The organism is Cellulomonas sp. Leaf395, from assembly GCF_001424125.1.
In the GTDB taxonomy this organism is placed as follows: domain Bacteria; phylum Actinomycetota; class Actinomycetes; order Actinomycetales; family Cellulomonadaceae; genus Cellulomonas.
Genome location: NZ_LMQI01000005.1, coordinates 655,145 through 681,019 on the forward strand (window position 1 = coordinate 655,145; position 25,875 = coordinate 681,019).

Genomic DNA, 25,875 nt, shown 5'->3' on the forward strand with positions numbered 1-25,875 from the left:
ACTACCGGCGCGAGAGTCCCGTCACGGACGCCAGATGACGACGCCGATGTCGCGCGCCCGCTCCGCGAACGTGCCTGTCGGGGACGCCGCTCGCAGCAGCCGGCGTAGGTCGTCGTCGAACTCCGGCAGCCGAGGTCCGAACAGGTGCGGCGCCGAGCTCGACAGCGAGAAGACGGCGGACACGACCTCCTCCGTCGAGCGCTCCACCACGTCTCCGCGCACGACGTCGAGCCGCTCCGGCCCGCGGTAGCCGACCTCGCGCATGACGTCCTCCTCGCCGCCGCGCGTGCCCGACGGCAGAGAACCCTGGCCTGCCCGGCGGACCGGCCCGAGGTAGGTGGCGACGAGCTCCTCGATCTGGTCCCACGGTGGGCGGGGGTGCGGGAGCGCGTCGTCGCCCGCGGCCCCGCGGTGCGTCGTCGCGAAGACGTGCACCCAGGCGCCACCGGGCTCGATCATCGGGCGGACCGCCCGGGCGACCTGCGGCTGATCCATCCAGTGGAAGGACTGTGCGAAGCTCACCAGCCGGAACGTCCCCAGGTCGGCCGGCAGCTCCTCGGCGCGCATCTGTCGCCACTCGATCCCGACCGCACCCGAACGACGAGCCTCGGCGACCATGCCGTCGTCGGCATCGATCCCCACGGCCGACGCGACCAGCGGTGCGAGCAGCAGCGTCAGCGAACCCGGTCCGCAGCCGACGTCGAGCAGACGGCCGGTGCCGTCAAGGCCGAGCGCATCGCGCAGGGCGTCGGCGAGTGCTGTCGGGTAGGCCATCCGGCCCACGGCGTAGTGCCGGGCGCTGCCCTCGTAGAGGCTCGGGTCCCACGCCCAGTCCATCAGAGCGCGCGTTCCCTGTTCGGGTCGTCGGTGGGCAGGACCAGCCCGGTGCGGGCGGTGGCCCGGTCGACCAGCTCGGCGAGCGCCACCCGGATCGACTCGTTCGCCGCTTCGAGGGCGGCCCGGCCGGACACGCCGGCCCGGCGTTCGAGGATCAGCGGCTCACCGAACTCGATCGCGAGCCGGCGCCGCAGACCGGGCACGTGACCGACCGACTCGCCCGTCCGCCGCGTGCCGAGCACCGCGACCGGGACCACGGGTGCATGGCCGTTCAGCGCGAGCCACGCGATCCCGGCGCGCGCGCTCGCGGCGTCGCCCTTGCCGCGGTTCCCCTCGGGAAAGACTCCGACGACGCCACCGCGCTTGAGCACGACCAGCGCGCTGTTCAGCGCGGAGCGTCCACCGTCGTGCTCGACGGGGATCTGGCCGGCCGCGCGCAGCACCGTGCCGACGGGACCCCAGAACATCTCCGACTTGACCAGCATGTGCGACGGCCGCGGCGAGACACCCAGCAGGATCGGGCCGTCGATGATGCCCGTGTGGTTCGCGGCGAACAGGACCGGTCCGTCGGTCGGCACCAGGTGGCCGGCGACGACGTCGGTGTTCCAGACGATCCGCGCGAGGAACCGGCCGATCCACCGTGCCCAGCGCGGACCGCTCGACGACGGCCCGACGGACGTGCTCACGCGCGCGGGCCGACGACCGACTCGACGACGTCGAGCACGGCCTGCACGGTCTGGTCGAGGTCCAGGTGCGAGGAGTCCACGGTGGCCACCCCGTCGGCGGCGACGTGGAACTGCACGACGGTCGAGTCGTCCGCGTCGCGACGCAGCACCTGGTCGCGCGTCGCCTCGACCGCGGCGGCGTCGTCCGTGCCGTGCACGTCACGCGCCCGCCGGGCGAGCCTGGCCTCCTCGCTCGCGGTCAGCAGCACGCGGACGTCCGCGTCGGGCGCGACGACCGTCGTGATGTCGCGTCCCTCGGCGACGATGCCCCGCCCTTTGACGCGCGCCGACTCGATCTCCGCTCGCTGGAGCCTCCCGAGCTCGGCGCGTACCTCGAGGTTGGTCGCGACCGCACTGACGGCTGCCGAGATCTCCGTGGTCCGGATCGCCTCGCCGATGTCGATCCCGTCGACGTGCACCGTCGGGTGCAGCGGGTCCACACCCATCACCAGCGGCAGCGTGCGCACCAGTCCGGCGACCGCGTCGACATCGGTCAGCGGCACCCCGCGGTGCAGGCACCACCACGTGGCCGCTCGGTACATCGCACCGGTGTCGAGGAACGCCAGCCCCAGCGCGCTCGCGACACCCCGCGACACGCTCGACTTGCCGGACCCCGAAGGACCGTCGATCGCGACGACAATCGCCCTGCTCAACTCACCAGCCTCCATCCGCGGGCCGTGAGTTCCGCCTCGAGGTGCTCCACCCGGCCGGGCAGCACCGAGATCTCCGCCATGCCGACCGGCCGGCCGGCGGCGTGCTCGAGGTGCAGGTCCTCGAGGTTGACCCCCGCCTCGCCCACCTCGGTCAGCAGCCGCGCGAGCTCCCCCGGCGCGTCCGGGACGAGGACCGTGACGACGCCGTACACCCGCTGCGCGCCACCGTGCTTGCCGGGGATGCGCGCGACGCCGGCGTTCCCGTCTGCGATCGCCTGCGCGAGCGTCGCCAGGGCGCCGAGCTCGACCGTCTCCGGCCCGTCGGCGGCCGCCGCGTGGCCGAGCGCGTCAATGACGGTGTCGAGGTCGGCGCGCAGGTCCCGCAGCACGTCGCCCACGGCGGCGGCGTTCGCCGCGAGGATCGAGGTCCACAGCGCGGGGTCGGAGGCCGCCAGCCGCGTGACGTCCCGCAGACCCTGGCCGGCGAGCACGAGCGCTGCGTCGTCGGCTCCGCGCAGCCGGGCGGCGACGAGGCTGGCGGCCACCTGGGGCACGTGCGAGACGGCGGCGACCGCGGCGTCGTGCGCGTCCGCGTCCATCGTCACGGGAACGGCGCCGAGGTCGACGGCGAGCGAGCGGACGGCGAGCACGGCGTCCGGGTCGGACGCACCCGAGTCGGTGATCACCCAGGGGCGACCGAGGAACAGGTCGGGGACGGCCGCGGCCGGGCCGGACCGTTCGCGGCCGGCCATGGGGTGGGAGCCGACGTACCGCGTGAGGTCGGCGCCCGCGGCCTTGAGCTCGGCCAGCACGTACCCCTTGACGCTCGCCACGTCGGTCACGACGGCATCCGGGTACGCCTCCAGCTCCGCTCGCACCACGTCGGCGGTCACGTCGGGCGGGGCTGCGACGACGATCAGGGCCGGCGCGGAGTCGTCGGGACCGGCGGGCCGTCCCGCACCGACGTCCCGCGCCAGCGCGAGGGCGGTGCGGGACGGGTCGTGCAGGACGACGTCGACGCCGTGGGTTGTCAGCGCGAGACCCACCGACGTGCCGAGCAGACCGGTACCGACGATGCGCACCGGCCCTCGCGTCGCGACCGTCACATGCCCACCCGTGTCATCAGGGAGCCCACCTCGGTCTTCGACAGCACGCGGGTGCGGCCCGGCTTGAGGTCGCCCAGACGGATCGGGCCGATCTGCGTGCGGACCAGCTGCGTGACCGGGTAGCCGACCTCCTCGAAGATCCGTCGCACGATGCGGTTGCGACCCTCGTGCAGCTCGATCTCCACCAGGCTCGCCTGCGGGGTCGTCTGCACGATCTGGAACTTGTCGACCTTGGCCAACCCGTCCTCGAGCTCCACGCCCTTGATCAGACGCTGGCCCAGCGACGGCGTCACACGCCCCTCGAGCTGGACGAGGTAGACCTTGGTGACACCGTGCGACGGGTGCGACAGGCGGTTGGCCAGGTCTCCGTCGTTGGTCAGCAGGATCAGGCCCTCGGTCTCGGCATCCAGGCGACCGACGTGGAACAGCCGTTCCTCGCGGTCGGACACGAACTGCCCGATCGACGGCCGGCCTTCAGGGTCGTGCATCGTCGAGACGACACCCTTCGGCTTGTTCAGCGCGATGGTGATGATCGACGAGTCCAGCTGCACGCGCATGCCGTCCACGTGGATGACCGCCGTGAGCGGGTCCACCCGCACGCCGAGCTCGAGCACCTTGTTGCCGTCGACCGTCACGCGCCCGGCCGAGATGAGGTCCTCGCACGAGCGCCGCGACCCGAGCCCGGCGGCCGCGAGCACCTTCTGCAGGCGCACGCCGTCGGGGTCGTGGACGTCGATCGTCACCTCGGGCGTGCGGCTCGGCTTCGTCGGCCGGCTCGACGCGCCGTTGCTGCGGGGACGACCTGAGCCACCGCTGCGCGGGTACCCGCCGCCCGCCTTGGGTGCGCCGCTGCGCGGGTACCCACCACCGCTCTTGGGTGCACCGCTGCGGGGTGCGCCGCCCCGCGACGCCCCGGCCGCACCGCGCGAGGCTCCGCCGGTCGAGCTCCCTCCGGAACCCGCGCCGGTGCTCGCGCGCGAACCACCGGAGCCGGCCCCGCGGTTGGCGTCGCCGCTGCTGCCACGGCCGCCGCCGGTGCTGCTTCCCCGGTAGCTGTCGCCGCTGCTGCGGTACCCCTCTCCGCCGCCGGTGCTCCCCCGGTACCCCTCGCCGCCGCCCGCACCGCGGTACCCGCCGGAGCTGCCACCGCGCGAGCCACCGGACGAACCGGACCCGGACCCCCCGCGGTACCCGCCCGCGCTGCCACCCCGGCTGGCGCCGGACCCGCTGCTGCCCCGAGGCGCACCGCTCTTGCCGCCGGACTGGCCACCGGACTGGCCGGCGCCCCCTGACCGTCGTTCCTGCGGGCTCATCTGTTGTCTCCGATCGCCTGGTCGACCCCGTCGAAGGCGTCGATGTCCGGCAGGTAGGGCGCGAGCGGGGGCATCTCGTCCAGGCTGGACAGCCCCATCCGCTCCAAGAAGTATCCCGTGGTCTGGTAGAGCACCGCACCGCTGGACGGATCCGTCCCCACCTCGGCGACCAGTCCGCGGGTGGTCAGCGTGCGGACGACCCCGTCGACGTTCACCCCGCGGACCGCCGAGACCTGTCCGCGCGTCACGGGCTGCCGGTAGGCGATGACGGCGAGCGTCTCGAGCGCCGCCTGCGTCAGGCGGGCGGTCTGCCCCTCGAGGACGAAGCGCCCGACGACGTCCGCGTAGACCGGGGCGGAGTAGACCCGCCAGCCGTCACCGACCCGTCGCACCTCGAAGCCTCTCGGGCGACCACCGTTCTCACCGCGGTACTCGGCGGCGAGCTCGTCGAGGAGGGCCTCGACCCGGGCGGTCGGCAGCGCCAGGACGGTCGCGAGCCGGACGGCGGCGATGGGCTCGTCGGCCACCATGAGCACCGCCTCGAGCGCGGCCAGGGCCCCGCCGGGCAGGTCGTCGACGTCGAAGGCGAGCTCGTCGGCCGCGGCCTGCTCGTCCGTCGGCTCCTCGACGGCCGCGTCGTCTGCTGCCTGCTCGGTCATGCGTCCTCCTCGGCTGACCCGTCGCGGGCCAGCTCTGCGTCGAGTGCGGTGTCCAGCGTGTCGAAGTCGTCGGAGACCTCGATCTCGCCCTCCTCGGATCCCGTCCAGCGCACGGTCAGCTCGCCCAGCGGCGTGACCTGGTCGAACGCGACCGCGCCCTCCCGGAACAGCTCCAGAAGCGCGAGGAATCTGGCGACCACGACGACCGTCGCGCCGGCGTCGGCCGTGAGCGCGCGGAACGACATCGCTCCGCCGTGCCGCAGGCGGTCCACCAGGACGGCGGCCTGCTCCCGGACGCTGACGGCCGGGGCGTGCAGGTGGCTGATGTCGACACCGGGAGGTGCTGCCTTCGGCTGCTCGGCCTTCGCGGCCAGCGCCGCCAGCTGCTCGGGACCGATCTGCCACACAAGCTCCGGCAGCAGCGCGGCCAGGTGGGGCTCCAGGATGACCAGGCGCGGGAAGCGCCGGCCCTCGGTGGCGAACCGCTCCGCCAGGTCTGCGGCGACCAGCTTGTAGGCGCGGTACTGAAGCAGTCGCGCGAAGAGCAGGTCACGGGCCTCGAGCAGCTCCAGGTCTTCGGCGTCCTCGACGTCGGCCGACGGCAGCAGTCGCGCCGCCTTGAGGTCGAGCAGGGTGGCAGCGATGACGAGGAACTCGCTGGCCTGCCCCAGGTCCCACTGCTTCTCGGCGCCACGGATGTGGGCGATGAACTCGTCGGTGACCTGCGCCAGCGCGACCTCCGTGATGTCGAGCTTGTGCTTGGCGATCAGCCCGAGCAGGAGGTCGAACGGACCGCTGAAGTTGGTGAGATGGACCTCGAACGCACTCGTGCCCATGGGGGACGGCGCAGGCGCGCTCGCACCCGTCGGCTCCTTCACCGACTGCTCGGGCGGGACCGCGCGCTCGTCAGGCGGCGTCGCCACGGGCGACGAGCTCACGTGCCAGCTGACGGTAGGCCGCCGCACCCGAGTGCGTCGGGGCGTAGGTGGTGATCGGCTCCGCGGCCACGGTGGCGTCGGGGAACTTGACGGTCCGGCTGATGACGGTGTGCAGCAGCGTGTCGCCGAACGCCTCGTTGACGCGTGCGACGACCTCACGCGCGTGCAGCGTGCGCGGGTCGTACATCGTGGCGAGGATGCCGTCGACCTCCAGGCGCGGGTTCAGCCTGTCGCGGACCTTCTCGATGGTCTCCACGAGCAGCGCGACTCCGCGCAGGGCGAAGAACTCGCACTCCAGCGGGATGAGCACGCCGTGCGCGGCAGTCAGCGCGTTGACCGTGAGCAGGCCGAGAGACGGCTGGCAGTCGATCATCACGACGTCGTAGTCGTCGAGGACCGGACGCAGCGTGCGGGCCAGCACCGACTCGCGGGCGACCTCGCCGACCAGCTGCACCTCGGCGGCGGACAGGTCGATGTTGGCGGGCAGCAGGTCGAGGCCCGGCGTCGCCGTGTGCTGGATGAGCGCGTGGATGTCGGCGTCCCGCTCCATGAGCAGGTTGTAGACGGTCCGGTCCAGCTCGTGCGGGCTGATGCCCAGACCCACGGACGCGGCACCCTGCGGGTCGAAGTCGACGATGAGCACCTTGCGGCCGTACTCCGCGAGAGCGGCGGCCAGGTTGATGGTGGTCGTCGTCTTGCCGACGCCACCCTTCTGGTTGCACAGCGCGATCACGCGCGCCGGACCGTGCGACGCGAGCGGTGGGGGCTCGGGGAACACGGGCATGGGCCGCCCGACGGCATCGAGCTGCGGGTCGGTCGTCTGCTGGCTCACCACGCGGGACAACCTACCGGAGCGGCGCGCCGGATGGCCCCGCGACAGTCCGATGCCGGCCCGATGCTCATCGAGCGCGCGGGTGTGACGCCGCGAAGACCTCGCGAAGGGTGTCCGGGGTGACGGTCGTGTAGATCTGCGTCGTGGTCACCGACGCATGCCCCAGCAGCTCCTGGACCACGCGAACGTCGGCGCCGCCGGCGAGCAGGTGCGTGGCGAACGAGTGCCGCAGCGTGTGCGGGGAGATGTGCTCCCCGCCCGCCAGCCCGGCACGCTCCGCGGCCACCTGCAGGACCGCCCACGCGCTCTGCCGGCTGAGCCTCGCGCCACGCGTGTTGAGGAACATCCCGGGCGACCCGCCCGTGCTCCCGACCGCCAGCGCGGGCCGCGCGCGGGCGAGGTACGCCTCCACGGCGTCGAGCGCGAACGATCCCAAGGGGACGATGCGCTCCTTGCTCCCCTTGCCGAACAGCCGGACGGCCGCACGTCCCGGGGTGCGGTCCACGTCGTCGACGTCGAGTCCCACCGCCTCGGAGATGCGCGCACCCGTCCCGTAGACGAGCTCGAGGAGCGCCCTGTCGCGCAGCGGCACCGGACCGTCACCGAGGCCTGCCGCGTCGAGCAGCTTCTCGACGTCCCCCACGGAGATCGCCTTCGGCAGCCGCTTCGGCTGGGCCGGAGGCTTCACGGCGCGCGCGGGGTCGACGCCGGTCACGCCGTCCAGCAGCAGGAACTTGTGCCACCCGCGGACCGCGACGACGATCCGGGCAGTCGACGAGTCTGACAAGGCGGTGCGACCGTCGGACCCGGTGCGGACAGCGAGGAGGAAGTCCTCGACGTCCGGCTCGGCCACGTCGTCGGGCGCGACGTACCCGCGGGACTCGAGAAAGGCCGTGTACCGGGCCAGGTCACGGCGGTAGGCCAGCAGCGTGTTCGTGGACAGCCCGCGCTCGACCGTGAGGTGCGCGAGGTAGAGCTCGAGCGCCGAATGGAGCGCGGTCCGGTTCACGCGTCCGCCGCTCAGAACGGCAGGAACACGTCCACCGCGATCGCGACGGACAGCAGCGTGAGGTACGTGATCGACGCGTGGAACACGCTCATCGCGCGCAGCTTGCCGGCCTCGGGGTGCTCGGCGCGGCGCAGCAGCCCGATGCACGCCCACAGGAACCAGAGCCCCAGGGCCAGCGCGACGACGCCGTACACCCAGGTCATGCCCTGCACGGGGACCAGCAGCAGCGAGCAGGCGATCATCGCCACCGTGTACGCGATCATCTCGCGGGCGACCTTGGTGTCCTTGGCCACCACGGGCAGCATCGGGACGCCCGCGGCGGCGTAGTCGCCACGGAACTTCATCGACAGCGGCCAGTAGTGCGGCGGCGTCCAGAAGAAGATGACACCGAACAGCAGGACCGCGGTCCACGAGAGGCCGCCCGTGACCGCCGACCAGCCGATGAGCACCGGCATGCACCCCGCTGCGCCACCCCAGACGATGTTCTGCGGGGTGCGGCGCTTGAGGATCATCGTGTAGCCGACGACGTAGATGAGGATCGCGGCGGCGGTCAGCCACGCCGACGCCGGGTTCACCACGACGGCGAGCCACACGAGCGACAGGACACCGAGCGCGAGACCGAAGACGAGAGCCGCGCGGGGGCTGACCTCGCCGGTCACGATCGGGCGCCGTTTGGTGCGGTTCATGATCTTGTCGATGTCGCGGTCGAGGTAGCAGTTCAGGACGTTGGCCGAGCCGGCCGCGGCCGCGCCACCGACGAGGGTCGCGACCACCAGACCGAAGGGGGGGAAGCCGCCCTGCGCCAGGATCATCGTCGGGAGCGTGGTGACCAGCAGGAGCTCGATCACGCGCGGCTTGGTCAGCGCGACGTACGGCCCGACCGTGCGGCGCAGGCGAGCGAGCGGACCGCTCGGGGCGGCGGTGGTGGCGGTTGCCTCAGGTGCACCCGGGGTCGACGCGGAGGACGCTCCGGCGTCGTCGACTGACAGGGGGCTGCTGAGGCGCACGCGCTGCGATTCCGTTCGTGTTCCGGCGGGGATGGGTCGCGCAGACATGCTACGGCCTGCGCCTGCGCCAGGGCGCGACGGGGGCGCCGGATCGCCAGGCGTCCGTGTGAGATCGGTCGCTCCGCCGCGTGATGGTCACGCCCGGCACCGGTACCCGGGTGCGCTATAAGGTCGGTTCGCACGGTCCGACGACCGCCGTGACGGCGTGACGTCCCACCTGCCCGGCATCCGACGCGGATGTCGTCTCATCTCGAAATCACGTCGAAGATCTCGTCCGACACGACACCCGGCCCTCTGCCCGGGTGGAAATGAGGTTCGGTGAACGCGAAGGCTCCCCTGGCTGAGACGGTCGGTTGGACTGACCTCGACCTGCGGGCGGTGGACACCGTGCGTGTCCTGGCCGCCGACGCGGTCGAGAAGGTGGGCAACGGCCACCCCGGGACGGCGATCAGCCTCGCCCCCGCGGCCTACCTGCTCTACCAGAACGTGCTGCGGCACGACCCGGCGGACCCGCACTGGCTGGGCCGGGACCGGTTCGTCCTGTCCGCGGGCCACTCCAGCCTGACCCAGTACATCCAGCTGTACCTCGCCGGATTCGGCCTCGAGCTCGAGGACCTCGAGGCGCTGCGAACCTGGGGCTCGAAGACCCCTGGTCACCCGGAGTACAAGCACACCACCGGCGTCGAGATCACGACTGGTCCGCTCGGCCAGGGTCTCGCGTCGGCGGTCGGCTTTGCGATGGCGTCGCGGCGAGAGCGCGGTCTGCTCGACCCCGAGGCCGCGCCCGGCGCCAGCCCGTTCGACCACTTCGTCTACGTCATCGCCTCCGACGGCGACCTGCAGGAGGGCGTGACCAGCGAGGCCTCGTCGATCGCGGGCACCCAGGAGCTGGGCAACCTCATCGTGCTGTGGGACGACAACCACATCTCGATCGAGGGCGACACCGAGATCGCGTTCACCGAGGACGTCGTCGCGCGCTACGAGGCCTACGGCTGGCACGTGCAGTTCGTCGACTGGACCGGTGGCCAGGACGGCTACCGCGAGGACGTCGACGCACTCCACGCAGCGATCGAGGCCGCCAAGGCCGTCACCGACCGCCCGTCGTTCATCGGCCTGCGCACGCTCATCGCGTGGCCGACGCCGACCAAGACCAACGACCACTCGTCCCACGGTTCCAAGCTCGGCGGCGAGGCGATCCGCGGCCTCAAGGAGCTGCTGGGCTTCGACCCCGAGAAGACGTTCGAGGTCGACCCCGAGGTCATCGCGCACACGCGTGGGCTCTCCGAGCGCACGGCGCCGGTGAAGGCGCAGTGGCAGAGCTCGTTCGATGCGTGGCGTACCGCCAACCCGGAGAACGCCGCACTGCTCGACCGCCTGGTCGGGGGCGACCTGCCGGACGGCTGGACGGACGCGCTCCCCGTGTTCCCGGCGGGCAAGGCGCTGGCCACCCGTGCGGCGTCCGGGGAGGTCCTCAGCGCGCTGGCACCGGTGCTGCCCGAGCTGTGGGGCGGCTCGGCCGACCTGGCCGGCTCGAACAACACCACCATGAAGGGCGAGCCGTCCTTCATCCCGGCCAAGCGCTCGACGCACGAGTTCGCCGGTGACGAGTTCGGCCGCACGCTGCACTTCGGCATCCGCGAGCACGCGATGGGCGCGATCCTGTCGGGCATCCGGTTGCACGGTCTGACCCGGCCCTACGGCGGGACGTTCTTCACGTTCAGCGACTACATGCGCGGCTCGGTCCGGCTGGCGTCGCTCATGGGGGTGCCGGCGATCTACGTGTGGACCCACGACTCGATCGGCCTGGGCGAGGACGGCCCGACGCACCAGCCCATCGAGCACCTCGCGGCCGTGCGCGCGATCCCCGGTCTGACGGTCGTCCGCCCCGCGGACGCGAACGAGACGGCAGCGGCGTGGGCCGCGACCCTCGCGCACACCGACGGCCCGGTCGCCCTCATCCTCACGCGGCAGAACGTCCCGACGTTCCCGCGCGGCGAGGAAGGGTTCGCGACCACCGAGGGGGTCGCGCGCGGCGCCTACGTGCTGCTCGAGGCGAGCAGCGGCACGCCGGACGTGATCCTGATCGGCACGGGGTCCGAGGTCCAGCTCGCGGTTGCGGCTCGGGAGACCCTCGAGGCCGCCGGGGTGGCCACGCGCGTCGTGTCGGCGCCGTCGCTCGAGTGGTTCGGCGAGCAGGACGAGGACTACCGCCAGTCGGTGCTCCCGTCGTCGGTCAAGGCGCGAGTGTCCGTCGAGGCGGGCATCGCGCTTTCGTGGCACAAGCTCGTCGGCGACGCCGGCCGGTCCGTCTCGATCGAGCACTACGGCGCGTCGGCGGACGACAAGACGCTCTTCCGCGAGTTCGGGTTCACGCCTGAGGCCGTGGTCGCGGCGGCGCACGAGTCGATCGCGGCGGCACGCGGTGGCGCGAGCCCGTCGAGCAGCGCCGGCCTGCCTGTCAACGAGGGACTGACGGGCGACCAGCAGATCTGAGTCTGAACGGGCGCGTCGGCCCCGGTCACTCCGGGGCCGACGCGCAGGAGAAGGGGATCGATCGACATGGCACCGAGCAGCACCCCTCTGGCACGGCTGGCTGACGCCGGCGTCGCGATCTGGCTCGACGACCTCTCGCGCGAACGCCTGCGCACGGGGAACCTCGCGGAGCTCGTCGAGGCGAAGGGCGTCGTCGGCGTGACCACGAACCCGTCCATCTTCGCGAGCGCGCTGGCGAAGGGCGACGCCTACGACGAGCAGCTGCGTGAGCTCGCCGCGGACGGAGCCGACGTGGACGCGGCAGTCTTCCGCATCACGACGGACGACGTCCGGCAGGCCGCCGACGTGCTGCGGCCCGTGTACGACGCCACCGACGGCGTGGACGGCCGGGTGTCGATCGAGGTCGATCCCCGGCTGGCCAGGGACACCGACGGCACGATCGCGTCCGCGAAGTCGTTGTGGTCGACGGTCGACCGGCCGAACGTCTTCATCAAGATCCCGGCCACGCGCGAGGGGCTGCCGGCGATCACCGCGGTTCTCGCCGAGGGCATCAGCGTCAACGTCACGCTGATCTTCTCGCTCCAGCGGTACAGCGATGTCATCGACGCGTTCCAGAGCGGCCTGGAGCAGGCCGAGGCCAACGGGCACGACCTGGCGCCCATCGCCTCGGTCGCCTCGTTCTTCGTCTCCAGGGTCGACGCGGCGATCGATCCCCGCCTCGACGCGATCGGTACTCCCGAGGCCGCGGCCCTGCGCGGGAAGGCCGCGATCGCGAACGCCCGTCTGGCGTACGCGCTCAACCAGGACGCCGTCGCCGACGAGCGCTGGAAGGCGCTCGCCAGGGCTGGCGCGCACCCGCAGCGACCGCTGTGGGCGTCCACGGGTGTGAAGGACAAGGCGTACCCGGACACCCTGTACGTCGACGAGCTGGTCGTCGCGGGTGTCGTCAACACCATGCCCGAAGCCACGCTGAACGCGGTCGCGGACCACGGCGGCGACGGTAGCGACACGGTGACGGGAACTCGTCCGGAGTCGCAGGCCGTCATCGACGGCCTGCGGGACCTGGGCATCGACATCGACGAGGTGACCGAGCAGCTGGAGGTCGAGGGCGTGGACAAGTTCTCGGCGAGCTGGGGAGACCTCCTCGGCACCGTTTCCGACGGCCTGGCCGGTGTCGCCGACCAGAACGCGTCCGGGGGCGCCAGGTGAGCCCGAGCAAGGTGTCCGCCGGCAACAACCCCCTGCGCGACCCCCGCGACCGCCGCCTCCCCCGCATCGCGGGCCCCTGCGGTCTGGTCATCTTCGGCGTCACGGGCGACCTGGCCCGCAAGAAGCTGATGCCCGCCGTCTACGACCTCACCAACCGAGGTCTGCTCCCACCCGGGTTCGCGCTCACGGGCTTCGCCCGGCGCGACTGGGCCCGGCAGGACTTCGAGCAGATCGTGCACGACTCGGTCAAGGAGCACGCCCGCACGCCGTTCCGCGAGGCGACGTGGCGCCAGCTCTCCGAGGGCATCCGGTTCGTGCAGGGCACGTTCGACGACGACGACGCCTTCGACCGGCTCCGGGACACCGTCGAGGAGCTCGACGCCTCGCGCGGGACCGGCGGCAACCACGCGTTCTACCTCTCGGTGCCGCCGAGCGCGTTCCCCGTCGTCTGCAAGCAGCTCGCCCGGTCGGGGCTGTCGCAGCCTCAGGACGGCACCTGGCGCCGGGTCGTCATCGAGAAGCCCTTCGGGCACGACCTGGCGAGCGCGCGTGAGCTCAACGAGATCGTCTCGAGCGTGTTCCGCCCGGACGACATCTTCCGGATCGACCACTACCTGGGCAAGGAGACGGTCCAGAACCTCCTGGCACTGCGCTTCGCCAACCAGCTCTACGAGCCCATCTGGAACGCCCACTATGTCGACCACGTCCAGATCACGATGGCCGAGGACATCGGCATCGGTGGCCGCGCGGGGTACTACGACGGCATCGGCGCCGCCCGCGACGTGATCCAGAACCACCTGCTCCAGCTCCTCGCCCTCACGGCGATGGAGGAGCCGGCGTCGTTCGAGGCGTCGAGCCTGACGGCCGAGAAGGTCAAGGTCCTGTCGGCGGTCCGACTTCCTCGGGAGATCGGCAAGCACACCGCCCGCGGCCAGTACGCGGCCGGGTGGCAGGGTGGCGAGAAGGTCGTCGGCTACCTCGAGGAGGAGGGCTTCAACCCGGAGTCGACCACCGAGACGTTCGCCGCGATCCGCGTCGACATCGACAACCGCCGCTGGGCGGGGGTGCCGTTCTACCTGCGCACGGGCAAGCGTCTGGGTCGTCGCGTCACGGAGATCGCCGTCGTCTTCAAGCGTGCGCCGCACCTGCCCTTCGAGTCGACCGCCACCGAGGAGCTGGGCAAGAACGCCCTGGTCATCCGCGTCCAGCCCGACGAGGGCGTGACGCTGCGGTTCGGTGCCAAGGTGCCGGGCACCGCGATGGAGGTCCGGGACGTCACGATGGACTTCGGCTACGGCCACGCGTTCACCGAGTCGTCGCCCGAGGCGTACGAGCGTCTCATCCTCGACGTGCTGCTGGGTGACCCGCCGCTGTTCCCCCGGCACGAAGAGGTCGAGCTGTCCTGGAAGGTGCTCGACCCCATCACCGAGTACTGGGCGAGCAAGGGCAAACCCGAGGAGTACCGCTCCGGCACCTGGGGCCCGGAGTCGGCGGACCAGATGATGGCGCGCGACGGGCGAGCCTGGAGGCGACCATGATCATCGAGATGCCCGGCACGACCACGCGGGCCATCAACAGGCGTCTGCTCAAGGAGCGCGACGAGGGCGGAGCGATCGCCCTGGGGCGCGTCCTCACGCTCGTCATCTCCGTAGGTGACCGGGACCCGGACGAGGCCATCGACGCCGCGAACGACGCCAGCCGCGAGCACCCGTGCCGCGTCATCGTCATCGCGAACGACACCAAGGACCGCGCGTCGAACCTCGACGCCCAGATCCGGCTCGGGGGTGACGCGGGTGCGAGCGAGGTGCTGGTGCTGCGCCCGTCCGGGCAGCTGGAGCGGCACCTGGACACGCTCGTGATCCCCCTGCTGCTCCCGGACGCGCCCATCGTCACGTGGTGGCCGTACGAGATCCCCGAGAATCCGGCCGAGCACCCCCTCGGCCGCATGGCGACCCGGCGGATCACCGACTCGACGCAGTGCGCGCACCCGAACACGGCGCTCCGCACGCTGGCGGCGTCGCACACCGACGGTGACACCGACCTGGCGTGGACGCGCGCGACCCTGTGGCGCGGGCTCATCGCCGCGACGCTCGACCAGCCGCCGTACGAACAGGTACACAAGGCCGTCGTCGTCGGCGAGAGCACGCACCCGTCCGTCGACCTGATGGCCGCGTGGCTCGCTTACGCCCTGAAGTGCCCGGTCGAGATCGAGCGCGTCCCCGACGCGCTGGCCATCACCCAGGTGCGGCTGGAGCGGTCGTCCGGTGACATCGTGCTCGACCGGCCGGACGGCAAGACCGCCGCGCTGCGTCAGCCCGACCAGCCGGAGCACCGGATCGCCCTCCCGATCCGGCAGCTGCGCGAGTGCCTGGCGGAGGAGCTGCGGCGGCTCGACGCGGACGAGGTCTACGGCGAGGTCCTGCAGAAGGGCCTCCCGAGGATCGACGCATGAGCCGCGACGTCCTCGTCCACCCCGACGCCCGTGTGCTCGCCGAGTCGGTGGCGGCTCGCCTGCTCACGCACCTGGTCGACATCCAGTCGCACCGCTCCCCCGTCCACGTCGTCCTCACCGGTGGCACGGTCGGCATCGCGACTCTCGAGGCGGTCGCGGCGAGCCCGGTGCGGGACGCCGTCGACTGGTCGGGCGTGCACCTGTGGTGGGGCGACGAGCGCTTCCTGCCCGACGGCGACCCGGACCGCAACGAGACGCAGGCCCGCAACGCCCTCATCGACGCGCTCGGTGACGCACTGCCGGCCGAGAACGTGCACCCGATGCCCGCGAGGTCGGACGACGTGACCACGCCGGAGGCGTCTGCTGACGCCTATGCAGCCGCGCTGACCGAGGCCGGCTCACCCGCCTTCGACGTGCTGGTGCTGGGCATGGGGCCTGACGGGCACATCGCCTCACTGTTCCCCGAGCACGACGCGCTCGCCGTGACGGGGCAGCCGACGGTCGGAGTGCACGGATCCCCCAAACCGCCGCCGGAGCGGGTCTCGCTGACCTACGACGCGATCCGCGGCGCCCGGGAGGTCTGGGTGGTCGCGTCCGGCACGGAGAAGGCCCAGGCGGTCGCCTCCGCCCTCCGCGGCGCCCCCGTGACCACGACTCCGGCCGCGGGTGCGATCGGCACGGAGCGGACGCTCTGGCTCGTCGACATCGCCGCCACCGAGGGCCTGGGCACGCCTGCCGCACTCTCGACGACGGCCGCGGCCTTCCCAGCCGCGGTGGACGCCGCCGCCGAGCGTTGGACCCACGTCGACGAGTACTTCTCGGTGCTGGTGCCCGAGGACGTCGCCCTGGTCGACACCCGGCACGCCGCTGCTGCGGGTGGTCTCCCGGACATCGCCGTCGCCGCGAACCAGGGCAAGCTCCTGCACCTGCTGGCACAATCGGTCGGTGCGCGACGGATCCTCGAGATCGGCACGCTCGGGGGCTACAGCACGCTCTGGCTCGCCCGGGCCCTGCCGTCCGACGGCCGCCTCACGACCCTCGAGATCGACCCCGAGCACGCCCGCGTCGCGACGGACTCGCTCACGCAGGCGGGCGTCGACGAACTCGTCGACGTGCTCGTCGGGCCGGCGGCCGACACGCTCGACCGCCTCATCGAGGAGGAGACGGCGCCGTACGACCTCGTGTTCATCGACGCCGACAAGCAGTCGATCCCCCGCTACCTCGGGCAGACCCTCGAGCTCACGCGTCCGGGGTCCCTCGTCATCGTCGACAACGTCGTCCGAGGCGGGGCCGTCGTGGAGGCGGACCACCCGGACGACCGGGTGCAGGGCGTCCGGTCGATGGTCGAGCTGCTCACGGACCACCCGCGCTACGACGCCACGGTCGTCCAGACGGTCGGCACCAAGGGATACGACGGCTTCGCTCTCCTGCGCGTCCGCGACTGAGACCGGAGAACCACGAAGGCCCCCGCACCAGTGCGGGGGCCTTCGTCATGTGCAGTGTTCAGCCGCCGCGCTTGGCGCGCAGCGCAGCCAGTGCCTCGTCCAGGATCGCGGCGCCGTCCTCGTCGGAGCGTCGCTCCTTCACGTAGGCCAGGTGCGTCTTGTACGGCTCGTTCTTCGACGGAGACGGAGGGTTCTCCTGGTCCTGCCCGGCGGGGAACCCGCAGCGTGGGCAGTCCCACGTCACCGGTGCCTCGAGAGCGGCCTCCTCCGCGAAGCTGGGGCGTGTCTCGTGACCGTTGGCGCACCAGTACGACACCCAGATCCGCGGGGCCGTGTCACCGCGCTCGGCCTCACCCATCGGGCCCGCGCCGACTCGCGACCCCCTGATCGCGCTCCCGCTCGCCATCGCCTACCGCCTCAGACCGTGCGCTCGATGAGACCCAGCAGGACGATGATCGTCGTCCACACGAGTGCGGTGCCCACCGTGATGCGGTTGAGGTTGCGCTCCGCGACGCCGGAGCTCCCTGCGCTGCTCGTGATGCCACCGCCGAACATGTCCGACAGTCCACCGCCCTTGCCCTTGTGGAGCAGGACGAGCGGGATGAGAAGGAGGCTGGTCAGCACCAGCAGCACCTGGAGGGTGATACGAAGGCCAGTCACGTCGGTGTAGTTCCTCACTGGGCGGGCACATCGACGGCGGTAGAGCCAGCGACGTTGCGGTGGACCGCGGTACAGGGTAGGCGACGAGTGGGGCGATAAGCCACCACCGTGCCCAGGCAGGTCCCGGAGATTTCCCGGAACCTGCCTGGCTCACATCGGTGTCAGGTCACAGACCGACGGCGTGCGACTTGTACCGCGCGATCGCGGCGAACTCCTCGGGGTCCAGGCTGGCGCCGCCGACGAGTGCACCGTCGACGTCCGGCTTGGCCATGATCGAGGCGACGTTCGACGACTTCACCGAGCCGCCGTAGAGCACGCGGACCGCGTCGGCCGTCTCGGCGTCGTAGAGCTCGGCGATGCGGGCACGGATGGCCGCGGCCAGCTCCTGCGCGTCCTCCGGGGTCGCCGTCTCGCCGGTGCCGATGGCCCAGACGGGCTCGTACGCGACGACGATCGTGGCCACCTGGGCGGCCGTCAGACCGGCCAGGGCGCCGTCGAGCTGCGCCAGCGTGTGCGGGACGTGCTCCCCGGCCTTGCGGACGTCGAGCACCTCCCCGACGCACAGGATCGGGGTGATGCCCGCGCCGAGCGCCGACTTCACCTTGGCGTTGACCAGCTCGTCGGACTCGTTGTGGTACTCGCGGCGCTCCGAGTGGCCGATCGCGACGTACGTGACCCCGAGCTTGGCCAGGAACAGCGGCGAGATCTCGCCGGTGTACGCGCCCGACGCGTGCGCCGAGACGTCCTGCGCGCCGTAGACGAGCTCGAGCTTGTCGGCGTCGACCAGTGTCTGCACGCTGCGCAGGTCCGTGAACGGGGGCAGCACGCAGACCTCGACAGCCGCGAAGTCGTGCCGGGCGTCCTTGAGCGTCCACGCGAGCTTCTGCACCGTGTGCGTGGCCTGGTGGTGGTCCAGGTTCATCTTCCAGTTGCCCGCCATCAGCGGGGTGCGAGTGGTCAACGCTCAGTCCTCCAGAACCGCGATGCCGGGGAGCGTCTTGCCCTCGAGGAACTCGAGGCTCGCGCCACCACCGGTCGAGATGTGTCCGAACCCGGCCTCGTCGAAGCCGAGCGTGCGCACGGCCGCGGCGGAGTCGCCACCGCCGACGATCGTGAAGCCACCGTTCGCGCCCGCGTCGACGAGTGCCTGCGCGACAGCGCGCGTGCCGCCCGAGAACGCCTCGAACTCGAACACGCCGGCCGGACCGTTCCAGACGACCGTCTTGGCGTCGACGATCTTCGACGCGAAGAGCGCGCTCGACTCGGGACCGATGTCGAGACCGATCGTGCCGTCAGGGATGGCGTCGGCCGGGACGATCTGCGCCGGGGAGTCGGCCTTGAACTCGTCGGCCACGACGATGTCGGTGGGCAGCACGATCTCCACACCGGCCTCCTCGGCCTGCGCGAGGTAGCCCTTGACGGTCTCGATCTGGTCCTCCTCGAGGAGCGAGTTGCCCACCGAGTAGCCCTTCGCCGCGAGGAACGTGAACAGCATGCCGCCACCGATGAGCAGGCGGTCCGCCTTGGTCAGCAGGTTGGCGATGACGCCGAGCTTGTCCGACACCTTGGAGCCGCCGAGGACGACCACGTAGGGCCGCGCGGGGTCGTCGGTCGCCTTGCGTAGCGACGCGACCTCCTTGAGGACGAGCTTGCCGACCGCGTGCGGGAGCACCAGCGCGACGTCGTACACCGACGCCTGCTTGCGGTGCACGACGCCGAAGCCGTCGGACACGAAGACATCAGCAAGGCCGGCCAGCTCCCCCGCCAGCTCGGCACGCTCGGCGTCGACCTTGGACGTCTCGCGCGGGTCGAACCGGATGTTCTCCAGCAGGGCGATCTCGCCGTCCTGGAGCGCGGCGACGGCGGCCTTGGCCGAGTCGCCGACGACGTCGGTCGCCAGCGCGACGGGCTGGCCCAGCACCTCGGCGAGCCGGTCGGCGACGGGCTTGAGCGAGTACTTGTCCTCCGGGGCGCCCTTGGGGCGGCCGAGGTGGGCTGTCACGACCACGCGCGCACCGGCGGCGAGCAGCGCCTGGAGCGTCGGGAGGGCCGCGCGCACGCGGCCGTCGTCCGTGATGGTGGTGCCGTCGAGCGGCACGTTGAAGTCGGAGCGGACGAGCACGCGCTTGCCGCGCAGGTCGCCGAGGTCCTCGATGGTCTTCATGCGTCTTCTTCCCGTGACTCGTGCAGGGGCTGACACGGCAACGTCCGCGTGCGCCCGGGCCACAGGGGCCGGGGCGCACGCGGACGCATGACCGTCACTACAGGTGCAGCGAGACCGTCAGAGACGCTCGCCGACGTACGTGGTGAGGGCGACGAGGCTGTTCGAGTAGCCCCACTCGTTGTCGTACCAGGCGATGATCTTGACCAGGTCGCCGCTCACCTTGGTGAGCTTGGAGTCGAAGATGCTCTGGTGCGGGTTGGTGACGATGTCGCTCGACACGATCTCGTCCTCGACGTACTCGAGGATGCCCTTGAGCGGACCGTCGGCGGCAGCCTTGACGGCCGCGTTGACCTCCTCGACGGTGACCTCACGCGAGGCCGTGAACGTCAGGTCGGTGGCCGACCCGGTGATCGTCGGCACGCGCAGCGCGAAGCCGTCGAGCTTGCCCTTGAGCTCCGGGAGCACGAGCGCCACGGCCTTGGCCGCACCGGTCGAGGTGGGGACGATGTTCTGCGCGGCCGCACGGGCACGACGGAGGTCCTTGTGGGGGCCGTCCTGCAGGTTCTGGTCACCGGTGTAGGCGTGGATCGTGGTCATGAGGCCACGCTCGATGCCGATCGAGTCGTTGAGCGCCTTGGCAACGGGGGCCAGGCAGTTCGTGGTGCACGACGCGTTCGAGATGATGTGCTGCGTCGCCGCGTCGTAGTCGGTGTGGTTGACACCGACGACGAACGTGCCGTCCTCGTTCTTCGCCGGAGCGGAGATGATGACCTTCTTGGCGCCGGCCGTCAGGTGAGCCTTGGCCTTCGTCGCGTCCGTGAAGAAGCCTGTGGACTCGATGACGATGTCCGCACCGAGCTCGGCCCACGGGAGGTTCGCCGGGTCCCGCTCCTCGAGCGCACGGATCTTCTTGCCGTCGACGATGATGTTCTCGTCGTCGAAGTCGACGCTCAGCGGGAACCGGCCCAGCACGGTGTCGTACTTGAGCAGGTGCGCGAGCGTCTTGTTGTCCGTGAGGTCGTTCACGCCGACGATCTCGATGTCGGCGCCGGACGCGATGATCGCCCGGTAGAAATTACGCCCGATACGGCCGAAGCCATTGATACCGACGCGGATGGTCACTTGCCCTCCTCGGCAGCGCCGACGAGGGCCGGCGCACACATTTTGGTGATGGGGTCACGCACGCCGCTGTGCGTTCCAACCGCCCACCGGGCTACCGCGCACAGCACGGACGCACGTCTGGCGGTCGGATGACCCGAGCCTATACCCGTGACGACGGTCACGCGGACAGCGCCCGAAGAGTCAGGACGAAGGTCCCGGCACGGACTCGGACGCCGGCTCAGAGGTCGAGCAGGTCAGGGCTCAGGCCCGCCTCGGTGTCCGGGATGCCCAGCTCGACCGCGCGCTTGTCCGCGGTCGCCAGCAGCCGCCGGATCCGCCCTGCCACCGCGTCCTTGGTCAGCGTCGGCACCGCGAGCTTGCCCAGCTCCTCCAGCGACGCCTCCTTGTGGGCCAGGCGCAGCTCGCCCGCCTCGCGCAGGTGCTCGGGAAGCTCGTCGCCCAGGATCTCGAACGCCCGCTCGACCCGGGCACCTGCTGCCACAGCCGCACGTGCCGACCGGCGCAGGTTCGCGTCGTCGAAGTTCGCCAGCCGGTTGGCCGTGCCGCGGACCTCGCGCCGCACGCGGCGCTCCTCCCAGACGAGCATCGTCTCGTGGGCACCGAGGCGGGCGAGCATCGCGCTGATGGCGTCGCCGTCGCGGATGACCACCCGGTCGATGCCGCGCACCTCACGCGCTTTCGCGGCGATCCCGAGCCGCCGCGCGGCCCCGACCAGCGCGAGCGCAGCCTCCGGGCCGGGGCAGGTGACCTCCAGGGCGGAGGACCGACCGGGCTCGGTGAGCGAGCCGTGCGCGAGGAACGCACCGCGCCACGCGGACTCCGCCTCGGCGACGCCCGCGGACACGACTTGCGGCGGGAGTCCCCGCACCGGCCGACCGCGGTTGTCCAGCAGACCCGTCTGCCGCGCGAGCGACTCGCCGTCCTTGACCACCCGCACGACGTACCGGCTGCCGCGGCGCAGGCCACCGCCGGAGACGACGATGATCTCGCTCTCGTGCCCGTAGACCTCGGCGATCGCCTGTCGGAGCCGACGGGCAGCGATGCCCGTGTCCAGCTCCGCCTCGATGACGATCCGACCCGAGATGATGTGCAGCCCCCCGGCGAACCTCAGGGTGGCCGAGACCTCGGCCTTCCGTGAGGACGTCTTGTCCACCTTCAGACGGGCGAGCTCGTCCTTCACCTGTGCCGTCAACGCCATGGGGTGCATCCTGCCATTGCGGGACAGGTGTCCGGGACCGGTCTCGTCACCTACGCGGGTGGCTTCTCTCGCGTGCCGACGTCGCCGAGAAAGCCGTCGAGCACGTCCGAGTAGGCCCCGGCGAGGCGCAGCGGGTCGTGTCGGGGCGTGCCGTCACCCCGGCTGACCTGGCGCAGCAGGAGACGGGCTCCCAGGTCCGCGCAGCGCGCGGCGAGCGCCTCGACGTCCTCGACCGCCGTCGGGTCCGCGACGACCGCGTCCACCCACAGCTCCGGCGCGTGCGCATGGAGCACGTCGAGGTACTGGTCCGCACGCATGCCCGCCGTCTCACCCGATTCACCCGAGGCGAGGTTGAGCGTCACGATCGTCCGCGCGCGCGTGCGGTGCAGCGCCTCGCGCAGCCCGGGGACGAGAAGGTGCGGAAGCACCGACGTGTACCAGGACCCAGGACCGAGGACGACCCAGTCGGCGGCGACGATCGCGTCCACCGCCTCCGGGCAGGCCGGCGGGTCGGGCGGCTCCAGGCGGACCTGGGAGATCGTCCCGGTGGTCACGGCGACGGCACTCTGCCCGACGACGAGCCGGGAGGCCCCCGCCGCGTCGACCACGTCCGCCTCGATGAGGAGGGGCACCGCGGCCATCGGCAGGACCCGACCGCGCGCGCCCAGCAGCTTGCCGACCCAGTCGAGGCCCTCGACCGTGTCGCCCAGCAGCTCCCAGAGGGCGACGATCAGCAGGTTTCCCACGGCGTGCTGGTTCAGGTCCCCCGAGGAGCTGAACCGGTGCTGGAGCAGGTCCCGCCACGTCCGGCCCCAGTCCGAGTCGTCGCACAGGGCCGACAGCGCCATGCGCAGGTCCCCGGGCGGCAGGACCCCGAGCTCGTCGCGGAGCCGGCCGGAGGACCCCCCGTCGTCCGCGACCGTGACCACCGCGGTGATCCGGTCGGTCATCAGGCGCAGCGCGGACAGCGACGCCGACAGGCCGTGGCCACCTCCGAGTGCGACGACGGCCGGCGCGGCCGCCCTCATTCCTTGCCGAGGTCGCGGGCCGACACGGCCACGAGGTGACCCCGCTCCCGCAGCCTCGCGGCGATCGCCTCGCTGACGGCGACCGAGCGGTGCTTGCCGCCCGTGCAGCCGACGGCGATCGTCACGTAGCGCTTCTCCTCGTTGAGGTACCCAGCGAGCACGGGCTCGAGCGCGTCGACGTACCGGTCGATGAAGGTGACCGCCCCCGGCAGCCCGAGCACGTAGTCCCGCACGGGAGCGTCGCGGCCGGTCAGGTGCCGCAGCTCGGTGATCCAGTAGGGGTTGGACAGGAACCGCATGTCGACCACGTGGTCGGCGTCGAGCGGCAGCCCGTACTTGAACCCGAACGACAGGATCGAGATCCGCAGCGCGTCCTCCGCGCCGCTCGCGACGACCGCCCGGACCTCGCGAGCCAGGTCGTGCACGTTGAGCTCGGACGTGTCGATGAGCGTGTCTGCGCGCTCACGCAGGTCGGAGAGGATCGCGCGCTCCTCCGCGATGCCGTCGAGGATGCGCCCCTGGCCCTGCAGCGGGTGCGGCCGGCGGACCTGCTCGAACCGGCGGACCAGCACCTCGTCGGACGCGTCGAGGAACAGGATCCGGTACTCCACGCCGGACGCCCGCAGCCCCGCCAGCACCGGCGCGAGGTCGCGGAAGAACTCACGCCCACGGACGTCGATGACGGCGGCCAGCCGCTGCGCTCGCGCACCCGTCGGCCCGCCGGTCAGCATGCCCACCAGGTGGGTGAGCATCTGTGCGGGCAGGTTGTCGATGACGTACCAGTCGAGGTCCTCGAGTACCGCAGCCGCTCGCGTCCGGCCGGCACCGGACATGCCGGTGATGATCAGGACCTGGGGCTGGCTCACGTGGGGCGCCTCGGTGGCTGCCTCGAGGGCCGGGATCCCGGTGGGCACCGTGATCGGCGAAGGCTCGTCGCTCATGCGTCCAGCATGCCAGCCGACTCGGGGACCGGGTCCGACGCCACTCCCGGGGCAGCGAGCGCCGCGACCACCGCCGCGGCCGTCCTGTCCCCCATGCCCTGCACCGACGCGATCTCCTCGACAGACGCTGCGCGCAGACGCTTGACCGACCCGAAGTGCCGCAGCAGCGCGGCCTGACGCGCAGGTCCGAGACCCGGCACGCCGTCGAGGACCGACGTCGTCATGCCCTTGCTCCGGCGCTTGCGGTGCGCCGTGATGGCGAACCGGTGGGCCTCGTCGCGCAGGCGCTGGAGCAGGTACAGACCCTCCGAGCTGCGCTGCATGATCACCGGGTACTCCTCCCCCGGCAGCCACACCTCTTCCAGCCGCTTGGCCAGCCCGACGAGCGCGACGTCGTCGATGCCCAGCTCCGCCATCGCGGCCTTCGCCGCCGCGACCTGCGGTGGGCCGCCGTCGACGACGACGAGGTTCGGCGGGTACGCGAACCGCACAGGCTTGCCCGTCACCTCGTCGATCGGGCCCGAGCGCAGCGGCTGACCGTCGTCGTCCTCCCCGGTGCCCAGCTCCACGTCCCGCGCGTCCGAGCGCTCCGCCAGATAGCGCCGGAAGCGCCGCGTGATGACCTCGTGCATGGCCGCGGTGTCGTCGCGCGCGCCCTGCCCCTCGGGACCGCGGATGGTGAACAGGCGGTACTCGCTCTTGCGGGACAGTCCGTCCTCGAACACCACCATCGATGCCGACTGGTACGTCCCCTGGTTGTGCGAGACGTCGTAGCACTCGATCCGCAGCGGTGCGGACTGCAGGTCGAGCGCCTCCTGGATCTCCTGGAGCGCCTGGCTGCGCGTGGTCAGGTCGCCGGCACGTCGGGTGCGGTGCAGCACCAGCGCGTGCTCGGCGTTGCGGTGCACGGTCGCCGCCAGCTCCCGCTTGTCCCCGCGCTGCGGGATGCGCACCGACACCCTGCTGCCGCGCAGCCCGGACAGCCACGCCTGCACCTGCTCGACGTCGGGCGGCAGCACCGGGACGAGCACCTCGCGAGGCACCGCCGACGAGCCCGCGCCTCCGTCGCCAGCCGCGGCCTCGGACCCGTAGATCTGCTGGAGCAGGTGCTCCACCAGCTCCGCGTCCGTGACGTCCTCGACCTTCTCCACGACCCACCCGCGCTGACCGCGGATGCGCCCGTCGCGCACGTGGAACACCTGGACGGCGGCCTCGAGCTCGTCCCCGGAGAGCGCGAAGATGTCCGCGTCCGTCCCGTCTGCGAGCACGACGGCGTTCTTCTCCGTGGCTCGCTCCAGCGTCGCGATGTCGTCGCGCAGCCGCGCCGCTCGCTCGTAGTCGAGCTCCGCCGCCGCCTCCTTCATCCGCGCGGTCAGGCGGCGCGTGAACTTGGCGGTGTCACCCGCCATGAAGTCGCAGAAGTCCTGAGCCAGCTGGTGGTGGTCGTCCGGCGAGATACGCCCGACGCACGGGGCCGAGCACTTGTCGATGTAGCCCAGCAGGCACGGCCGGCCCTGCTGGTGCGCACGCTTGAACACGCCGGCCGAGCAGGTGCGGACGGGGAACACGCGCAGCAGCAGGTCGACGGTCTCCCTGATCGCCCACGCGTGCGCGTACGGGCCGAAGTAGCGCGTGCCCTTGCGCTTGGCGCCGCGCATCACCTGGATCCGCGGGAACTCGTCGGCCAGGGTCACCGCGAGGTACGGGTACGACTTGTCGTCGCGGTACTTCACGTTGAACCGCGGGTCGAACTCCTTGATCCACGAGTACTCCAGCGCCAGCGCCTCGACCTCGGTCCCGACCACCGTCCACTGCACCGACGCCGCGGTGGTGACCATCTGCCGGGTCCGCTGGTGCAGCCCGGACAGGTCCTGGAAGTAGCTGGACAGGCGCGAGCGCAGACTCTTGGCCTTGCCGACGTAGATGACACGGCCGTGCTCGTCACGGAAGCGGTAAACCCCGGGCGCGTCCGGGATCTCCCCCGGCGCAGGGCGGTACGTGGCGGGATCAGCCATGCTGTCGAGCGTAGTTCGCACCGCCGACGCCACGGACCGCACAGGGCTGGCCGGACGCCGCTACCGTGG

At 71.7% G+C, this 25,875-nt stretch carries 24 protein-coding genes; 5 read left to right on the forward strand and 19 right to left on the reverse strand.

Features of this window, described 5'->3' with window-relative positions:
* Positions 1 to 21: 21 nt before the first annotated feature.
* The 10 genes from ASG23_RS17610 to ASG23_RS17655 form a co-directional block, all read right to left on the reverse strand.
* Complete coding sequence (locus ASG23_RS17610; protein WP_157465734.1) at positions 22 to 837, reverse strand: class I SAM-dependent methyltransferase; 816 nt, start codon at positions 835 to 837, stop codon at positions 22 to 24.
* Positions 837 to 1,523: a lysophospholipid acyltransferase family protein gene (locus ASG23_RS17615; RefSeq protein WP_056027705.1), complete on the reverse strand. Its 687-nt coding sequence runs from the start codon at positions 1,521 to 1,523 to the stop codon at positions 837 to 839. The genes ASG23_RS17610 and ASG23_RS17615 overlap by 1 nt, the downstream gene beginning before the upstream one ends.
* Positions 1,520 to 2,230, reverse strand: coding sequence for a (d)CMP kinase (gene cmk / locus ASG23_RS17620; protein ID WP_056027706.1), 711 nt, complete (start codon positions 2,228 to 2,230; stop codon positions 1,520 to 1,522). Before cmk ends, ASG23_RS17615 begins: the two co-directional genes overlap by 4 nt.
* Positions 2,212 to 3,321, reverse strand: a complete 1,110-nt coding sequence (locus ASG23_RS17625) for a prephenate dehydrogenase (protein ID WP_056027708.1) — start codon at positions 3,319 to 3,321, stop codon at positions 2,212 to 2,214. Before ASG23_RS17625 ends, cmk begins: the two co-directional genes overlap by 19 nt.
* Positions 3,318 to 4,634 carry a pseudouridine synthase gene (locus ASG23_RS20820; protein WP_327019480.1) on the reverse strand — a complete coding sequence of 439 codons (1,317 nt, stop codon included), beginning with the start codon at positions 4,632 to 4,634 and terminating at the stop codon, positions 3,318 to 3,320. Before ASG23_RS20820 ends, ASG23_RS17625 begins: the two co-directional genes overlap by 4 nt.
* A complete protein-coding gene (gene scpB / locus ASG23_RS17635) occupies positions 4,631 to 5,293 on the reverse strand; it encodes an SMC-Scp complex subunit ScpB (RefSeq protein ID WP_056027711.1) in 663 nt (220 codons plus the stop codon). Before scpB ends, ASG23_RS20820 begins: the two co-directional genes overlap by 4 nt.
* Entirely contained in the window at positions 5,290 to 6,231 is a 942-nt protein-coding gene (locus tag ASG23_RS17640) for a segregation and condensation protein A (RefSeq protein ID WP_442856827.1), read from the reverse strand. The genes scpB and ASG23_RS17640 overlap by 4 nt, the downstream gene beginning before the upstream one ends.
* The gene (locus tag ASG23_RS17645; RefSeq protein WP_235521277.1) at positions 6,200 to 7,015 is read right to left on the reverse strand and encodes a ParA family protein; all 816 of its coding nucleotides are present in this window, start codon (positions 7,013 to 7,015) and stop codon (positions 6,200 to 6,202) included. The genes ASG23_RS17640 and ASG23_RS17645 overlap by 32 nt, the downstream gene beginning before the upstream one ends.
* A gap of 115 nt (positions 7,016 to 7,130) precedes the next feature.
* Positions 7,131 to 8,072, reverse strand: a complete 942-nt coding sequence (locus ASG23_RS17650) for a site-specific tyrosine recombinase XerD (RefSeq protein WP_235521223.1) — start codon at positions 8,070 to 8,072, stop codon at positions 7,131 to 7,133.
* An 11-nt stretch (positions 8,073 to 8,083) separates the two neighbouring features.
* A complete protein-coding gene (locus ASG23_RS17655) occupies positions 8,084 to 9,079 on the reverse strand; it encodes a heme o synthase (RefSeq protein ID WP_056027717.1) in 996 nt (331 codons plus the stop codon).
* Between the two features lie 318 nt (positions 9,080 to 9,397).
* Between ASG23_RS17655 and tkt the strand changes: the two genes are divergently transcribed.
* From tkt to pgl, 5 genes are all read left to right on the forward strand, one after another.
* Positions 9,398 to 11,572 carry a transketolase gene (tkt, locus tag ASG23_RS17660; RefSeq protein WP_056027719.1) on the forward strand — a complete coding sequence of 725 codons (2,175 nt, stop codon included), beginning with the start codon at positions 9,398 to 9,400 and terminating at the stop codon, positions 11,570 to 11,572.
* Positions 11,573 to 11,638: 66 nt separating this feature from the next.
* Positions 11,639 to 12,781 (forward strand): transaldolase, encoded by a 1,143-nt coding sequence (gene tal, locus ASG23_RS17665; protein ID WP_056027721.1) that lies wholly within the window; start codon positions 11,639 to 11,641, stop codon positions 12,779 to 12,781.
* Positions 12,778 to 14,319 carry a glucose-6-phosphate dehydrogenase gene (zwf, locus tag ASG23_RS17670; protein ID WP_056027723.1) on the forward strand — a complete coding sequence of 514 codons (1,542 nt, stop codon included), beginning with the start codon at positions 12,778 to 12,780 and terminating at the stop codon, positions 14,317 to 14,319. The genes tal and zwf overlap by 4 nt, the downstream gene beginning before the upstream one ends.
* Positions 14,316 to 15,233, forward strand: a complete 918-nt coding sequence (locus ASG23_RS17675) for a glucose-6-phosphate dehydrogenase assembly protein OpcA (protein WP_056027725.1) — start codon at positions 14,316 to 14,318, stop codon at positions 15,231 to 15,233. The genes zwf and ASG23_RS17675 overlap by 4 nt, the downstream gene beginning before the upstream one ends.
* On the forward strand, positions 15,230 to 16,678 hold the full coding sequence (gene pgl, locus ASG23_RS20825; RefSeq protein WP_056027727.1) for a 6-phosphogluconolactonase: 1,449 nt from the start codon (positions 15,230 to 15,232) through the stop codon (positions 16,676 to 16,678). The genes ASG23_RS17675 and pgl overlap by 4 nt, the downstream gene beginning before the upstream one ends.
* 58 nt (positions 16,679 to 16,736) lie before the next feature.
* Here pgl and ASG23_RS17685 read toward each other — a convergent pair whose 3' ends face one another.
* The 9 genes from ASG23_RS17685 to uvrC form a co-directional block, all read right to left on the reverse strand.
* Complete coding sequence (locus ASG23_RS17685) at positions 16,737 to 17,084, reverse strand: RNA polymerase-binding protein RbpA (protein WP_055914815.1); 348 nt, start codon at positions 17,082 to 17,084, stop codon at positions 16,737 to 16,739.
* A gap of 11 nt (positions 17,085 to 17,095) precedes the next feature.
* Positions 17,096 to 17,338: a preprotein translocase subunit SecG gene (secG, locus tag ASG23_RS17690; RefSeq protein WP_056028586.1), complete on the reverse strand. Its 243-nt coding sequence runs from the start codon at positions 17,336 to 17,338 to the stop codon at positions 17,096 to 17,098.
* A gap of 166 nt (positions 17,339 to 17,504) precedes the next feature.
* On the reverse strand, positions 17,505 to 18,299 hold the full coding sequence (gene tpiA / locus ASG23_RS17695) for a triose-phosphate isomerase (protein WP_082516308.1): 795 nt from the start codon (positions 18,297 to 18,299) through the stop codon (positions 17,505 to 17,507).
* Positions 18,300 to 18,302: 3 nt separating this feature from the next.
* The gene (locus ASG23_RS17700; RefSeq protein ID WP_056027731.1) at positions 18,303 to 19,502 is read right to left on the reverse strand and encodes a phosphoglycerate kinase; all 1,200 of its coding nucleotides are present in this window, start codon (positions 19,500 to 19,502) and stop codon (positions 18,303 to 18,305) included.
* 117 nt (positions 19,503 to 19,619) lie between these two features.
* Positions 19,620 to 20,624: a type I glyceraldehyde-3-phosphate dehydrogenase gene (gap, locus tag ASG23_RS17705; RefSeq protein WP_056027733.1), complete on the reverse strand. Its 1,005-nt coding sequence runs from the start codon at positions 20,622 to 20,624 to the stop codon at positions 19,620 to 19,622.
* A 217-nt stretch (positions 20,625 to 20,841) separates the two neighbouring features.
* Positions 20,842 to 21,822, reverse strand: coding sequence for a DNA-binding protein WhiA (gene whiA / locus ASG23_RS17710; RefSeq protein ID WP_056027735.1), 981 nt, complete (start codon positions 21,820 to 21,822; stop codon positions 20,842 to 20,844).
* 50 nt (positions 21,823 to 21,872) lie between these two features.
* Positions 21,873 to 22,850, reverse strand: coding sequence for a gluconeogenesis factor YvcK family protein (locus tag ASG23_RS17715; protein ID WP_056027737.1), 978 nt, complete (start codon positions 22,848 to 22,850; stop codon positions 21,873 to 21,875).
* Positions 22,847 to 23,791, reverse strand: a complete 945-nt coding sequence (gene rapZ, locus ASG23_RS17720) for an RNase adapter RapZ (RefSeq protein WP_056027739.1) — start codon at positions 23,789 to 23,791, stop codon at positions 22,847 to 22,849. The genes ASG23_RS17715 and rapZ overlap by 4 nt, the downstream gene beginning before the upstream one ends.
* Positions 23,788 to 25,806: an excinuclease ABC subunit UvrC gene (uvrC, locus tag ASG23_RS17725; RefSeq protein WP_056027741.1), complete on the reverse strand. Its 2,019-nt coding sequence runs from the start codon at positions 25,804 to 25,806 to the stop codon at positions 23,788 to 23,790. The genes rapZ and uvrC overlap by 4 nt, the downstream gene beginning before the upstream one ends.
* Positions 25,807 to 25,875 lie beyond the last annotated feature (69 nt).

What these genes read in the sequence shown, in the direction of transcription:
- ASG23_RS17610 (WP_157465734.1), bottom strand. Translation starts at nt 837, where the DNA reads ATGGACTGGGCGTGGGACCCGAGCCTCTACGAGGGCAGCGCCCGGCAC.
- cmk (WP_056027706.1), bottom strand. Translation starts at nt 2,230, where the DNA reads ATGGAGGCTGGTGAGTTGAGCAGGGCGATTGTCGTCGCGATCGACGGT.
- ASG23_RS20820 (WP_327019480.1), bottom strand. Translation starts at nt 4,634, where the DNA reads ATGAGCCCGCAGGAACGACGGTCAGGGGGCGCCGGCCAGTCCGGTGGC.
- scpB (WP_056027711.1), bottom strand. Translation starts at nt 5,293, where the DNA reads ATGACCGAGCAGGCAGCAGACGACGCGGCCGTCGAGGAGCCGACGGAC.
- ASG23_RS17645 (WP_235521277.1), bottom strand. Translation starts at nt 7,015, where the DNA reads ATGCCCGTGTTCCCCGAGCCCCCACCGCTCGCGTCGCACGGTCCGGCG.
- tal (WP_056027721.1), top strand. Translation starts at nt 11,639, where the DNA reads ATGGCACCGAGCAGCACCCCTCTGGCACGGCTGGCTGACGCCGGCGTC.
- ASG23_RS17675 (WP_056027725.1), top strand. Translation starts at nt 14,316, where the DNA reads ATGATCATCGAGATGCCCGGCACGACCACGCGGGCCATCAACAGGCGT.
- pgl (WP_056027727.1), top strand. Translation starts at nt 15,230, where the DNA reads ATGAGCCGCGACGTCCTCGTCCACCCCGACGCCCGTGTGCTCGCCGAG.
- ASG23_RS17685 (WP_055914815.1), bottom strand. Translation starts at nt 17,084, where the DNA reads ATGGCGAGCGGGAGCGCGATCAGGGGGTCGCGAGTCGGCGCGGGCCCG.
- ASG23_RS17700 (WP_056027731.1), bottom strand. Translation starts at nt 19,502, where the DNA reads ATGAAGACCATCGAGGACCTCGGCGACCTGCGCGGCAAGCGCGTGCTC.
- whiA (WP_056027735.1), bottom strand. Translation starts at nt 21,822, where the DNA reads ATGGCGTTGACGGCACAGGTGAAGGACGAGCTCGCCCGTCTGAAGGTG.
- ASG23_RS17715 (WP_056027737.1), bottom strand. Translation starts at nt 22,850, where the DNA reads ATGAGGGCGGCCGCGCCGGCCGTCGTCGCACTCGGAGGTGGCCACGGC.
- rapZ (WP_056027739.1), bottom strand. Translation starts at nt 23,791, where the DNA reads ATGAGCGACGAGCCTTCGCCGATCACGGTGCCCACCGGGATCCCGGCC.
- uvrC (WP_056027741.1), bottom strand. Translation starts at nt 25,806, where the DNA reads ATGGCTGATCCCGCCACGTACCGCCCTGCGCCGGGGGAGATCCCGGAC.